This window comes from Paenibacillus dendritiformis (genome assembly GCF_021654795.1).
Classification (GTDB): Bacteria; Bacillota; Bacilli; order Paenibacillales; family Paenibacillaceae; genus Paenibacillus_B.
The window spans coordinates 91,587-105,837 of the sequence record NZ_AP025344.1 but is presented as its reverse complement, the minus strand read 5'-3'; the positions used below and the strand labels follow the sequence as shown (position 1 = coordinate 105,837).

At 53.7% G+C, this 14,251-nt stretch carries 11 protein-coding genes; 2 read left to right on the top strand and 9 right to left on the bottom strand.

Features of this window, described 5'->3' with window-relative positions; translation table 11 throughout:
• Positions 1–7 precede the first annotated feature (7 nt).
• The 6 genes from L6439_RS00515 to L6439_RS00490 all read right to left on the bottom strand — a co-directional run bounded on the left by L6439_RS00515 (position 8) and on the right by L6439_RS00490 (position 7,476).
• On the bottom strand, positions 8–832 hold the full coding sequence (locus L6439_RS00515; protein ID WP_168181090.1) for a carbohydrate ABC transporter permease: 825 nt from the start codon (positions 830–832) through the stop codon (positions 8–10).
• A 4-nt stretch (positions 833–836) separates the two neighbouring features.
• On the bottom strand, positions 837–1,781 hold the full coding sequence (locus L6439_RS00510; protein ID WP_168181091.1) for a carbohydrate ABC transporter permease: 945 nt from the start codon (positions 1,779–1,781) through the stop codon (positions 837–839).
• Positions 1,782–1,917: 136 nt separating this feature from the next.
• Positions 1,918–3,171: an ABC transporter substrate-binding protein gene (locus L6439_RS00505; RefSeq protein ID WP_213468540.1), complete on the bottom strand. Its 1,254-nt coding sequence runs from the start codon at positions 3,169–3,171 to the stop codon at positions 1,918–1,920.
• Positions 3,172–3,358: 187 nt separating this feature from the next.
• Positions 3,359–4,894 carry a response regulator transcription factor gene (locus L6439_RS00500; protein ID WP_213468539.1) on the bottom strand — a complete coding sequence of 512 codons (1,536 nt, stop codon included), beginning with the start codon at positions 4,892–4,894 and terminating at the stop codon, positions 3,359–3,361.
• 5 nt (positions 4,895–4,899) lie between these two features.
• Positions 4,900–6,708 (bottom strand): cache domain-containing sensor histidine kinase, encoded by a 1,809-nt coding sequence (locus L6439_RS00495; protein ID WP_168181094.1) that lies wholly within the window; start codon positions 6,706–6,708, stop codon positions 4,900–4,902.
• 24 nt (positions 6,709–6,732) lie between these two features.
• The gene (locus tag L6439_RS00490) at positions 6,733–7,476 is read right to left on the bottom strand and encodes a helix-turn-helix domain-containing protein (RefSeq protein WP_168181095.1); all 744 of its coding nucleotides are present in this window, start codon (positions 7,474–7,476) and stop codon (positions 6,733–6,735) included.
• Positions 7,477–7,591: 115 nt separating this feature from the next.
• On the opposite strand from L6439_RS00490, the gene L6439_RS00485 reads away from it, so the two are divergent.
• Together L6439_RS00485 and pgmB are read left to right on the top strand one after the other, a co-directional pair.
• A complete protein-coding gene (locus L6439_RS00485; protein ID WP_213468538.1) occupies positions 7,592–9,880 on the top strand; it encodes a glycoside hydrolase family 65 protein in 2,289 nt (762 codons plus the stop codon).
• 73 nt (positions 9,881–9,953) lie between these two features.
• Positions 9,954–10,625, top strand: coding sequence for a beta-phosphoglucomutase (gene pgmB / locus L6439_RS00480; protein WP_213468537.1), 672 nt, complete (start codon positions 9,954–9,956; stop codon positions 10,623–10,625).
• Positions 10,626–12,088: 1,463 nt separating this feature from the next.
• Here the strand turns inward: pgmB and L6439_RS00475 are convergent.
• The 3 genes from L6439_RS00475 to rnhA form a co-directional block, all read right to left on the bottom strand.
• The gene (locus tag L6439_RS00475; protein WP_168180800.1) at positions 12,089–12,802 is read right to left on the bottom strand and encodes a YebC/PmpR family DNA-binding transcriptional regulator; all 714 of its coding nucleotides are present in this window, start codon (positions 12,800–12,802) and stop codon (positions 12,089–12,091) included.
• A gap of 204 nt (positions 12,803–13,006) precedes the next feature.
• Positions 13,007–13,501 carry a spore coat protein gene (locus tag L6439_RS00470; protein ID WP_168180802.1) on the bottom strand — a complete coding sequence of 165 codons (495 nt, stop codon included), beginning with the start codon at positions 13,499–13,501 and terminating at the stop codon, positions 13,007–13,009.
• A 105-nt stretch (positions 13,502–13,606) separates the two neighbouring features.
• Positions 13,607–14,251, bottom strand: a complete 645-nt coding sequence (gene rnhA, locus L6439_RS00465) for a ribonuclease H (RefSeq protein ID WP_213468536.1) — start codon at positions 14,249–14,251, stop codon at positions 13,607–13,609.

The following is a 14,251-nucleotide window of genomic DNA, read 5'->3' as shown; positions in this document are numbered from 1 at the left end:
CCATCCATCAGCCTTTGACGCCGGCATTGGAGATGCCTTCAATATATTGTCGCTGGAACACGAAAAAGAAGATGATAATCGGCAGCGTCGAGAGAACGACCCCCGCCATAATGAGCGGCGTATTCTCGAAGAACATATCCTTCACGCTGTTCAGACCGACGACGAGCACGTATCTCTCCGGCGTATTGGCCAGCGTGCTCGGAATCAGGTAGCTGTTCCATGTCCCGGCAAAGGCAAGAATCGACATCGTAATCAGCGAAGAACGGGCCAACGGGTATACAATCCGCCAGAAGGCGCCCATCTTCGTCAAGCCGTCAATCCGGGCCGCCTCGATGAATTCATTCGGCACGGAGATGAAAAATTGGCGCAGCATAAAGATATACAGGCCTTGGTACAAGAAAGGCACCGTCAATGCCCAGAAGGTGTTCAGCCAGCCAAGCTGGGCCACATTGACGTATACCGGAATCAAAATCATATGATAAGGAACCATCATCGTGGCAACGACAATCCAGTAGATAACGCTTTTGCCCCGGAAATCCAGCTTGGCGAGCGCGAATCCCGCCATCGGGTTAATGATCAGATTCCCGATCACGACAATCCCCGTCATAATGAGCGTATTGAGGAACCAGCCTGGCACATCATACGCTTCATTGGTGAAGAACATTTTATAGTTGTCGAGCGTCCACAATTCGGGCGACACCAGCTTGTTGACGTAGCGCATCGGAATGAGCGACGTATAGATCGTGTAGAGAAAAGGAAGGGCAAACAAGAGCCCAATCAAAATCGCGGCGATATACAGGAACAGCCGTCCGGTTCTGCTTCGGGTCTTCATGCGCTCACCCCTTCTCGTCCAATAGTTTTTTTTGCAGGAACGTAATAAACATGATGATGAAGAAGAACAGCACGACGGCCGCGCTTCCGTACCCGATGTTCATGTAGCGAATCCCGTGCTGGTAGAAATACGTCACGACCGTGCTCGTTGCGCCGGCAGGCGACCCAAGCGCGCCGTATCTCGAGATGGCCGCGATCTGGTCGTAAATCTGGAAGCCGGTAATCGTGGAGACCGAGACGATAAAGAACGTAATCGGCCGCAAGGAAGGCACCGTAATATAACGGAACTTATGCCATTTCGAAGCGCCGTCAATCTCTCCCGCCTCATACAGATCCTTCGGAATCTCCTGCAGCCCGGACAAATACACAATCATCGTGAAGCCGGCCTGTTGGAAAATAAACAGGATGCAGACGAACAGCAAGGCATAGTTCGTGTCCGCGAACCAAGTCACATTGCCGAAGCCGAGCATGCCGAAGAAGTCCGTCAGGAAGGTCCCCTTCTTGAAGAGCATCATGAATACCGTCGTAATCGCAATCTGAGACGTGATATAAGGAAGGAAAAAGACCGTTCGGAATATCCCCTTCCCCTTCAAATTCTGATTCACGACCAGCGCCAGCAGCAGGCCGAGCAGCGTCTGAATCGGAACGGACAAGACCACGATTTCCAGGGAATGAAGCACCGCCCGGAAAAATTCCTTGTCTTGAAGAATCGTAATATAGTTTTGCAGTCCGATGAACTTAGCCTGATCGAGACTTGCAAAGTTCGCGTCCTGAAAGCTTCTCACGAAGGACTGGATGAATGGATATAAAAACCACCATGCCCATAAAAATAGAAAAGGCAGTGAAAACATCCAACCTAGAGTCTTATCGGAATCCGCCAGGGAACGGAACCAGGATTGCCTAATTTTCGCCCCCCTTAATTCCGCGTTGTTGCTGCCATGTTTGGACATTGTTTTCCTCCCGGTACTGAAAGTGTAAGCGGCCTGCGTGAACGGCGCCCTCTGCTCATATCATCACAGATAAAAAGGTACTGCTCCCCCTCCCGGGGAGGGAGAAAGGAGCAGCAATCAAGACGGCCGACTCACCTTATTGGAATTGCTTTTGAATATCGTCCAGAATTTGCTGGGCCGATTTGCCGGAACCGCCAAGAATTCGTTCTTCCAATTGCTTGACCAATTCGTCGGTGAACCGCTTCGTATCTGTCGGATATCCATAGTCCGTGCTGTATTCCAGCGCCGGCTGCACTGGATTGAATTCCGGATTCTTCTCGAAGTATTGCTTCGACAGTTCCGGAACGGCCGGGTTGTAACCAAGCTCCATGAACTCGGTCTGTGTCTTGTCATTCGTCATGTAGTAAGCGGCTTTGAGCGCAGCTTCCTTATTTTTGGCATCCTTCAGCACCACATAGGCGTCGGAGCTCATCGTGCTGCCATTGGCCGTGCCCTTCGGAACCGGAATCGCGGCATATTTCAGATCCGGATTCGCATCCTTCAGGAAGCCTTTGTACCAGTAGCCGCCGGTGCTCATCGCGCCCAGCTCATTGCTGAATACTTCGCCGTCCCAGCCGAACCCAAGCGCCTTCGGCGTCACGGCCAGTCCGTCATTGTACATCCCGATAATCGCTTCCAGCGCTTTTACGTTTTCCGGGGAGTTGATCGTTTTCCCATTTCCCCAGCCGCCGCCGAAGCTTTTCACATAGTTGGTGATATGGAATGCATCGATATTGATGATAATCCCGTGCACTTTATCGGTATTCAGCTTCTTCGCCGCCGCTTTTACCTCGTCCCAGGTTTTCGGATAATCGCCCAGGCCCGCATCTTTCCACATCGTCTCATTAATCAGGAACATCGCCGGCATGTCGCTGTTCGGGACGCCGTATTGCTTGCCGTCCACGTTCCAGATCTTCATCGAAGCTTCCGGGAAACGGGTCATGTCCACCTGGGTCGAGCTGATCAGCTCGTCCAGCGGAGTGAACAATCCTTTATTGATATACTCAAAAGCGCCTTCATTCGAAATTTTGATAAAATCCGGAGCCACTCCCGCGGCGATCTCGCCCGGAAGCGTATTCCAGAACTGTTCGCTGCTAGGGTATTGCTTAATCTTCAGTTCGATGTCAGGATATTCCTCGGAAATACGCGCGGCCGCATCCTGATAGACCTTCAAGTCCTGCGCGGTGCCCCAGAACCCCATGTTAACGGTTACTTTTTCGCCGGCAGCCTCGTTGCCTTTTCCTTGATCCGCGGCGTTGTCCGCTTTGCCGCCTCCGCAGGCCGTCAAGCCGACAAGCAGGGCCAGACAGAGAATCAGCGTGGCCGAGATTTTTTTCTTCATCTTGCGCATGTACGGTACCCCCCATGTAGTATGTTGGACTTTCCCTTGCTACTTCAGCATAAGATGAAATGGACACAAAAAAAATTAATCAAATGATGATTAATTTCAAAATATCGGCCAACTCGGCCCTTTTCTTTTTTTTATCCTGCACCGGGAAAATCATTTTTATAAATTTTTGTGCTTTTTTTTTCGAAAATCACACTTTTTCTTTGCGATATTGCATCGGAGACAGCCCCGTGTATTTTTGAAAGACGATGGAGAAATGAGCCTGATTATTGAAGCCGACCATTTCGGCAATATCATAAATTTTGTATCGATAGTCCTTGAGCAGGGCTTTGGCCTTCTCGATCCGTAGCTCATTGATATAGTCGAACAGCCCTCTTCCTACCTCCTGCTTGAACAGCCTGCTGACGTAATTGGGACTGACATGGAACAGCTCGCCAAGCATTTTCAAGGATAACCGCTCGTGATAATGCTCCCGGGTATACTGCATGATATTCCGCGTCAATTGACTGTAGCCTCTATCCTCCCGCTCCCTGTACTGCGCAAGCTTCATAAAAATCTCCCGATAATAAGCGGACAGTTGTTCGAAAGTTTCCAACTCGGCGGCGCCCCCGTCCTGGCGTTCCGGTTCATTGCCCCCCATCATGAACAGCAAGCCTTCATAGATTTTGCGCACTTCCTTCTCATCCAGACATTCCTCTTGGCGGAGAAGTCCCTCCCAGCGAGTCAGCAAGCTCATGAATGTCTGATCCGCCTCTTCTCTCAGGGCCGCCTTCATCTCGGAGACATATCGGTCGGCCTGCTCCACGGCCTCCTCCCTCGGCCGCTTCAGATGCTGATAATAGAAGATTGACGCATTGGGGTGATAGAAGCTGCGCGCGAGCGCCTCCTCCGCTTGCGCGTAGCCGTTTGGTATCCCGCTGAAATCGGCGAACCAGTCGCTGATGCCGAACACCAGATCAATATTGACGAACCGCTTGAGGGCCGAGCCAATCATTTGCACCTTCTCATTGACCCGCGTCAAGGAGGCCAGCAAGCTCTTCAGCTCGCTGTTGCTGATGAAGACGACGCTTCGCCGCTGATCCAACTGCAAATATTCCAGTTCCTTCTCCTTCGAGAACAGCTCGGTAACGATGTTCCGGATCGTATTCGGCAGCACCGACTCCGTATCGGCCGTGTATCTCCGGATCACCTTGTCATAGTCCTTGACGGCGAACAGCACCACGTACAGATTCCCTTCGCGCAGCCCCGTCGCCGACATCGTGTGAGGATGGCCATGAAGCGCATCCGTCAAGGCCTGGTCAGTCTGGCGGGCGGGGCTCCCGGCCTCGGGCACGGCCGGCGCCATACCGTTCGCGGCATTCTCCTCCCTGATGGCCGCCAGCATCGAGACCAGCTCATGCTCGTTAATCTCCGGCTTATGGAAGTAATCTACCGCCCCCAGCTTCAGCGCCTGCTTCACATAGGATATATCATCGAAGCTGCTCAAAATAATAACCTTGGCTGGAATACGATTCTCCTTCATCGCTTTCAGCACGTCAAGGCCGTCCATTTTCGGCATTTTAATGTCCAATAGCACAACATCCGGCGCATGCGCCCTCATCATCTCGAGCGCTTCTTCGCCATCCCCCGCTTCCCCGACAATGTCCACGCCCTGCTTGTCCCAATCGATCGCCGATTTAATCCCGATTCGGACAAGCGGCTCGTCATCTACAATTAGCAATCGCATCGATATCACCCTGCCGTTTCTTCGTTGATAACCGGAACCCGGATCGTCGCCACGGTTCCGCCCTGTTCCCGGTCTGTAATCCACAAGCCGTACTCCGTTCCGAAATTGAGCTCGATGCGGCTCCGCACGTTCGCGATGCCGATGGAATTGAACGGATCGCGCGGGCCATCCTCTTCCGCCCGCGATTCCTGTCCTTCTTCCGGGAAGCCGCGCCCGTTGTCAATGACTTGCATGACCAGCTCCTGTCGTTCCCTATCTTCTTGTATCGAAATAATGAGGCTTCCTTTGTAGTCGATTCCGGTAAATCCGTGGAATACCGCGTTCTCCACCAACGGCTGAAGCAAAAATTTCAAGGTTTTATAGGAGAGGACGCCGGGATCGACCTCATAAGCCACATCGAATTTGTTCATATAACGGTAATCGAGAATATTGGTATAATTTTTGATGAATTCCACTTCATCCGCAATCGTGACATAGTTGCCGCTCGTCTTTACGGTGAATTTGATGACGGACGAAAAGGCATGCAGCGCTTCTTCGATTCCCGTGGCCCCCTGGATCTTGGCCATCCACTTAATTACGTTCAGCGTATTGTAAATAAAATGGGGGCGGATCTGCGATTGAAGGGCGATCATTTCCAAATCCCGCTTCTCTTGTTCCTCGCGGTAAATGCGCCCGATCAAGCCTCGAATCTCCTTCAGCATATTATCCACCGTATTGCTGATAATGCCGATCTCGCCATACTGCTTGTCGAATTGTACATTAAGCTGTCCCTGAGAGACCAGCTTCATCTTGCTGTTCAAGACCGAAAGCGGCTTCATGATCATGGTCGCGATTTGCGCCGAGATCATGATCGACAGCACCAGCAGCAGAATGAGGCTGACCGCCATAATCGCAACCATCAGATAGACGATAGAGAACAGCTCATTTTTCGGAATGACGGTAACCGCCTTCCAGTTCGACAGCTTGGAGGAGGAGGAAATCAGGTACGTATCCTTGCTCTCATGCGTCAGCGTCTCGCCCGGCAGCTCCTTGAACGGTTCCCCAAGAAGCTTGGAAGCCGGCTGGCCGATCCCGCTCGGGTCTTTGCTGTAGATAATGCGGTTGTCCTCGTCGATCAAATAAAAACTCGTGTTCTCCGTCATGGAGGAATCCCTCCATAGCGTCTTCAGCTTATCGACGGATATGTTCAGCAGGATGAATCCCAGGTCCTTTTTGGTATACGGATCCAGAATCGCTCTTCCGACAGACACGACCGGCTCGCCATGCGGGGACAGCAGCCGTTCCTGGTGGATCCCGATAGGCACGTATCCCCCGCGTTCCTCGCGAATCCTCTGCACGAATGGCTCGTGGACGAGTTCCTTTTCCAGGTAAGACATGTTCATGTATTGACTATTGCTGCGGCCGATAATGAGATGGTCATTGCCATGGTAAATGATGGTCGAATCGATCAGATCGGAGTACAGCATCATGCCATTAAGGATCAGACCGTTCACCGTGTCGAAGTCCCGTCCCCGTTCCAGCATCGGATATGGCTTCTTGCTATATTCCTTGCGCATAATCTGGTATATGGTCGATTCCTGGAGAGGGAACATGGATAACCGCACCAGCGGCTGCAGCGACGTGTCGATATTGTTCATAATCTGCCGGTTGTTCTCGACCGCGGCATCCAGCATCGTATTCCGGTTATTGTCCACATATACCCAGGACACAATGCCGCCGATCAGCAGCAGCGGGACGATAATAAAACAAGAAAACGCCGCGATTAATTTCTTCTCGAGGCTCCAATGCAATATTTTCTGCTTCAGTGCGTTCATAGCTGATTCCTACTTTTTTCAGATTTACTTGCCGGAATTGTCCCTGCGGAACTGCCTCGGCGTCAGGCCCGTAAATTTTTTGAAGATCTGAGTATAATAACTTTGGCTGCAGAACTTGAACAGGAAAGCGATTTCCGAAATAGACTGATTCGTATAAATGAGCAGATGCTTCGACTCCTCCACTTTCTTCGCTTGAATGAACGAAGTAATCGACATGCCGGTCTCGCGCTTGAAGCGATCCGACAAATAACTCGGATGCACGCCAATATGGGCCGCAATCCCTTTCAAGGCGAGATCCTGGAATATATGCTCCCGAATATAATGCACCGATAAATTGACAATATGCGAATAGGGCAGCACTTCCTTCTCCCGCCGGATGGTCGCAATGAACTGCATCAGCATTTCATATTCGAACAGATTGAGACGTTCTACATCGCTCATCCGTTCAATCTCCAAAATCAGCGTATCGCTGAGCTGGAAGGCGGTCTCCGCATCGACGCCGCCCCTGATAATCGCCCGGGTGAACAGCGTGCAGGAAGCAATCAAGGCATTCTTCCTGGAGCGCAGCGGATAGGAAGCCAGCACGGCGCCTTCCAGTTGATTGATGCGGTTCAGCATATCGAGCGCCTTGTCCTCGTCCCCGAACCGGATCGCCTCCAGCAGTTCTTGTTCATAATCGAACGGAGGATGAACATAATTATCCCGCAAGTATTGCATCCGGGACGACAAGAAACTCGGCCGATTCCCGGCATGGAACGACTTGTTCATGCATCTCTCCCCATTCACCTAAAAATATTGATAATAATCTAAATATTTTAGTATAATCTTATCCTTTTACGAACTAAAATTCAAATCATAATCACACAAGGGAGGATCCGCAACCATGACCTGGACAATTTCCAACCGTGATTTGACATCGGACGCGCTGCTCAATATGGAAAGTATCTTTGCTCTTGGCAACGGTTACTTAGGCGTGCGAGGCAACTTCGAAGAAGGCTACGGGGAAGCCATGCCGACGATTCGCGGCACCTATTTGAACGCTTTTCACGATGTTATCGATATTCCTTACGGGGAGAAGCTGTTCGCCTTCCCGGATACGCAGCAGAAGCTGGTTAACCTTATCGACGCCCAGACCATCCGGATTTACGTCGGCGAGGAGGAAGAACCGTTCCGCCTCGATCAAGGCCAAGTGACGGCCTTCGAACGCCGCCTTCATCTGGATAAGGGATATTCTGAACGCACGGTGCGCTGGACCTCGCCTTCGGGCAAGGAGCTGAAGCTGACCTTCCGCCGGTTGGTGTCGTTCACCCGCCGGGAACTGTTCGCCATTCACGTTTTGATTGAACCGGTCAATTTCACGGGCTCCATCAAGATGGTCTCGACCGTCAACGGCAATGTGACCAACTACACCAATCCGAATGATCCCCGCGTCGGCGCGGGCCATGCCAAGCGGTTGAATATCGCGGATTTCGGAATCGAGGGCCCGTACGGCTATGTCGTGGACGAGACGATGGCCTCCGGGCTGCAGGCGGCCTGCGTGGCCCGCCACCGCTTCGACGGCGAGGCGCAGGAAGCTTGGGAAGCGGCCTCCGGAGAAGTTGTCTATACGGCGTCTGCCGATGGATCCGGTCTGGTAAGCTTCACCAAATACAGCATCTATACCGACACGCTGCGCCACGGCGACGGCCTGGTGAAGCAAGGCATCGCGCTTCACGAGCAGCTTGCGTCGCTGTCGTTCGACGATCTGCTCGCGGAGCAAGCGCAATATATGGATAATTTCTGGAAATCTGCAGACATCGTGATCGAGAAAGATGACAAGCTGCAGGAAGGCATCCGCTTCAATCTGTACCAGCTGCTTCAATCGGCGGGCCGGGACCGGCACAGCAACATCTCGGCCAAAGGCTTGAGCGGTGAAGGGTACGAAGGCCATTATTTCTGGGATACGGAAATCTATATGTTCCCGCTCTTCCTGATGACGCAGCCGGAGATTGCCAAGCAGCTGCTCCTGTACCGCTATTCGATTCTGGATCAGGCCAGAGCGAGAGCGCGGGAGATGGGGCATCGCCGGGGCGCGCTGTTCCCGTGGCGCACGATCGCGGGGACGGAATGCTCGTCCTTTTTCCCGGCAGGCACGGCGCAGTACCATATCAGCGCCGATATCGCTTATAGCTATATTCAATATTATCTGGCCGAGCTGGACAACGAGTTCCTGCTGTCCTACGGAGCCGAGGTGCTCATCGAGACGGCCCGCCTCTGGGCGGAGATCGGGCATTACCATCAAGGGGCCTTCCATATCGACGAGGTCACCGGACCGGATGAATACACCTGTCTGGTCAACAACAACTACTATACGAACGTGATGGCCAAGCATAACCTGAAATGGGCGGCCAAGAGCTGCGCCATCCTGCAAGCCTACGATGCCGCTGGGCTGAAGGCGCTATGCGAGGGTCTCGGCGTCACATCCGAGGAGATCGAATCGTGGGAGAAGGCCGCGGAGGCGATGCTGCTGCCGTATGACGAAGAGCTCGGCATCAACCCGCAGGATGATACGTTCCTGCGGAAGGCAGTCTGGGACTTCGAGAATACGCCGAAGGACAAGTACCCGCTCCTGCTTCATTATCATCCATTGACCATCTACCGCTATCAGGTATGCAAGCAGGCCGACACGGTGCTGGCGCATTTCCTGCTTGAGGATGAGCAGGATCTCGAGACCATTCGCCGATCTTACGATTATTATGAACGGATCACGACGCATGACTCTTCCTTGTCCTCCTGCATCTTCAGCATTATGGCTGCCAAGATCGGCGAGGTGGACAAGGCTTACGACTATTTCATCGAGACGGCGCGCCTTGATCTGGACAATACGCACGGCAATACGAAAGACGGCTTGCACCTCGCCAACATGGGCGGCACATGGATGTCGATCGTCTACGGCTTCGCCGGAATGCGCCTGAAGGAGAGCGGACTGTCGCTCGCGCCGGTCCTGCCGGCGGCATGGGAGCAGTACGCCTTCCGCCTCACGTTCCGCGGACGCCTGATTGGGGTGCGCGTCGCCGGCAATGGCATCACGCTGGAGCTGCTGGAGGGCGACAAGCTGGACATCGCCTTGTACGGCGAACCGGTAAGCCTGGACAGCACCGGAGCGGTTCACCGTCCGCTCGGCGCCAAGTAAGCAAGGGCTCGATAAGGAGGAGCTCAGGAAGGGCTCGAAGAAGAAACCGGAACCTATGGGAGGAGAGATAACGATGAATCAGACAAGTTCGCTCCAGGCTGTCCTGTTCGATCTGGATGGCGTCATTACGGATACGGCCGAGTATCATTATTTGGCCTGGAACGCCATTGCCGAAGAGCTGGGAATCCCGTTCAGCCGCGAATTCAACGAGAATCTCAAAGGCGTCTCGCGGATGGATTCCTTGAAGCTCCTGCTCAGCCAAGCGCCAACGCCTCCGTCCTATACGGCAGATGAGCTGGAGCAGCTCGCGGATCGCAAAAACAAGCTGTACCAGGAGCTCATCGATAAGGTGACGCCGGCTGACCTGCTGCCCGGGATCGCCGACTTCATCGCCGATATTAAGCGGCACGGCGTAAAGATGGGCCTCGCCTCCGCCAGCAAAAACGCGCTGGCGGTCATCAGCCGCCTCGGCATCGCGGATCAGTTCGACGTCATCGTGGATGCCGCCGCATTGAAAAACAACAAGCCCGACCCGGAAATTTTCCTGACCGGCGCAGCGGCGCTGAACGCCGATCCGAAGTTCTGCATCGGGGTCGAGGATGCGGTCGCGGGCGTGGACGCCATCAAGGCCGCGGGCATGTTCGCGGTGGCGATCGGAAGCCCGGCCGCCTTCCCGCACGCCGACCTGGTGCTGGAGAGCACGGCGCAGCTCCGCTTCCAGGAGCTGGCGAATCGGTTCTCCTAAGCCGCGGTACTTTCACGCGAACAGGCAGAGACATCCGTCTCTGCCTGTTTTGTGTACTCGCATTAACGGAACGAGGTTATTCCCTAGAGTGTGGCTGTGCGCTAGGATACGGGGCAAAACGGGCCAAAGGGTACATAGAGGCGGGGAGGCGGGAGACAGCGGCGGGAAAAGCGGCGGCAGAGGAATGCGGCCGATTCGGCAGTGAAATCCTGCGTGAATGCAGGAATTTATGCCCCTTGAGCCGATATTTTCATAAATTCCTGCAAAAGCCAGGCTGTTGGAATACCCCTGTTTTTTGTGAAGGGGTGGAGATGGTCCATTTTCCTCATCCAAACTTTGGCTCTTAGAGCGTTTTAAATCGATTTTCTCTACCGGGAGAAGAGATCAATCATAAGTAAAAAGCCCCATAGACTACTCAATGGCCTGATTGTACGGGATCCAAGCGACCGCGTCGGATGCTGGGGGCATCATCGCATTATCCGGCCTGCTGGAAGCATTATCGGCCTGCTCGAAGCATCGTTCCCTCCTGGGGCTTGGACGTGCGGAGGAAATTGCTGCTATTTTACAGGAATTTCGGCTTAATGAGTCCCCATCCCGAGGAATTGCTGCAAATCTACATCATTTTAGGCCCTTTTGCTTCGAGCAGAAGCGAAACGGGGAAAATTCCTGTCATTTTGCAGGATTCCCTTTCTGGACTAGTCGTCCCTATCGAATTGCTGTATTTATGCAGGATTTCGCTTACTGAATAGGAGCGTCTGGAGAAATCGTGGAGTTTTGCGGATTTCGACTGCCGGATGGGCGTGTCCAGGGAAATGGTGCAGTTTTCAGAATGGTGGAAATATCCATTTTCCTACTCAAAACTTCTTTCTCAACAGCCTGAAAAGCGCATTATTTCTGGAGGATTCTTGCTGTAAATCTCTTTTATATACAGAAAATGATGCAGATTTGCAGGAACTCCCGCAGTGAAGGAGATGTGATAAGGAAAAGCTGCAGTTTTGCAGTTTTCCGGCAAGTCGGGCGCTGAGAAGCAAGGGCGGCTACCAGTCCCGTGTGGCACCCGCATTATCCGGCCATTGAAGGCTCGGACGGGGCGGGCCGCGGCGGGCCGGGATGGGCCGGCAGACCGCGGGCCGAACCGGGGCGTTTCCCTCACGGCCTGGCCTCATCGGCTGCTTCGAGCTCCGGAAGCCCCGCCTTCCCCCGCTGTTCGATCGTGTTCCGCCAAGCACTCATTTCAACTCGTCGATTGGACCGTCTGTGCCTCGCTGTTCCATTCCAATATTCCGGTCATGGCGAAGGCAGCGTCGGCCCGCAGTCGCGGCGTACCGATCAAGGTGATTTTTCCCTGCGAGCGTAATCTTCTGTAAAAAAAATCGCACCCCCGAGAAGAACACGACCCATTCAACGGCGGATTCGTTCTCTAAGGGGTGCGATTCATTCCGCGTGCCTTCCGCGGCAAGCTTCTATTGATCCACGTTGTGATAGACCTGCTGCACATCGTCCAAATCTTCCAGCGCATCAATCATTTTTTCAAATTGCGCCTGCGCGTCTTCCGGGAGGGTGACATAGCTTTGAGGCAGCATGGTCAGCTCCGCTACGGTGAATTCCGAGGTGCCCGCTTCGCGCAGAGCGTGCTGGACCTGATGGAACTGATCGGGCTCTGCATAGATAATGACCGCCTCATCCTCCTCGAGGATGTCCCGCACATCGAGATCCGCATTCATCAGAATCTCCAGTACTTCCTCGGCGGTCTTGCCTTCCAGACCAATAACGGCGGTCTGATCGAACATATAAGTGACTGAACCGCTGACGCCGAGGCTGCCGCCGTTTTTGTTGAATGCGGCACGCACTTCGGACGCTGTCCGGTTCACGTTGTTGGTCAGAGCGTCCACGATGACCATCGTCCCGTTCGGACCGAAGCCTTCGTAGCGAAGCTCGTCATAGTTCTCATCCGAGCCGCCCTTGGCCTTCTCAATCGCCCGATCAATGATTGCTTTCGGCACATTGTATGTTTTGGCGCGCTCAATTACAAATTTCAAGGCTTGGTTTGATTCGGGATTCGGCTCCCCTTGCTTCGCAGCTACATAAATCTCTCTGCCGAACCGGGCATATATGCGACTCGTGTTCGTATCCTTTGACGCCTTTTTTTCCTTAATGTTATTCCATTTACGCCCCATCTGTACTCGCTCACTTTCCACATTGAATGTCCATATTTATAATAATATCTCTTCACCGAAGCTTGAGCAACAATGGTCACACTTCAACAGGAAAGATATGCGGAGGACGGGCCTGTTCCGGCGGAAAAGACGCCAAGTCCCGCGAAATAGGGAAAAGCCCCTTTCCCGGGATAACAGGAAAAGAGCCTCTCAGAGCCAGCTCTATTACATCGACAATGCCTTGTTGGCGTTTTTCATATCGTTCTCCAACAGCTTCGGCAGGTCGTATGATGGATAATATCCGCGATCCAGCATATAATGGAACACTTTCGCGTGCAGGTCGATCGCGGCATTGAGCTGCTTCTTCAGCGTCTGGCGCAGCGAAGGGGTCGATGTCTCGGTAATGCCGATGGCGTAGCTCCGGACCGACGTCTTGCAGAAGCCGAGCAGATGTCCGGCGTAGAACCCGGTCAAATCCGCTCCATCGCCCTTATGGCGAACAAATGCCGGGGCCATCGGGTAGTAGCCGAGCAGTTCCTTCAAGTTGTTCTCCATTGCGAAGATAGCTTCCTCGTATAATCCGCGCAGCTTCGCATCCTTGACGTCATCCAGCATCATTTTGAATGCCATCAGATGGTTTGCCTGGAATGCCGTCAACTCGTGCATTTCCATCGTCTCATGCCAAGCCAGATGCTTCTTCCGTTCACTTTCCGCCAACATAATCCCCCCACCTTCGATTATGGTGGTAGCATATGCCTGGATTGGGCGGATGGTGCCTGCCCAATCTGCCGCCCCCGTCTTACTCTGCCTCCATGGCGGCTCTCCCTATTTCCGGCCGTAATCGGCCTTAATCTCGCCCCATGCCTTCGTGTCCCATTTCAGCACCTTGTTGCTATAGGTGTTCGTCTGGAGCCAGGCAAGCGCCCGATCGACGAGATTCCAGATCTCCTTCGTCGACTCGTTGCGCTCCAGGGTGGTGGCGACCTTCTTCTCCCGCACCCATTTCATGGCGGTGCGGGAGTCGCTGTACACCGTCTGGCTGCTGCCCTTCCGCTTCAAATACGCCAGCGAGTGCACGATAGCCAGGAACTCTCCCAGATTGTTCGTGCCGTTCGGAATCGGACCGACGGCGAACAACACCTCTCCCGTCCGCGTGGACACGCCCCGGTACTCCACCGGCCCCGGATTGCCCCTCGTGCCGACATCGACCGAGATGCTGTCGTAATCCACCTCGGCCGGCGGGGAGCTGGCAGCCGCGCCTCCCCGGGCTGGAGCGCCTGTCCCGTCCTTCTTCTTGCCCCAATGCTTCTGCCAGCCGTCCCGATAGGCCCGCTCCGCCGCGGCCTTGGATGGAAAGGATTTGTATTTAGCATCTTTATAGTTATCCGTCTGCGCCTTGCATTCCGCCCAGCTTGCATAGACGCCGGGACGATGGCCGGCCCATACGACGTAATATTTTGCCTGCGCCAC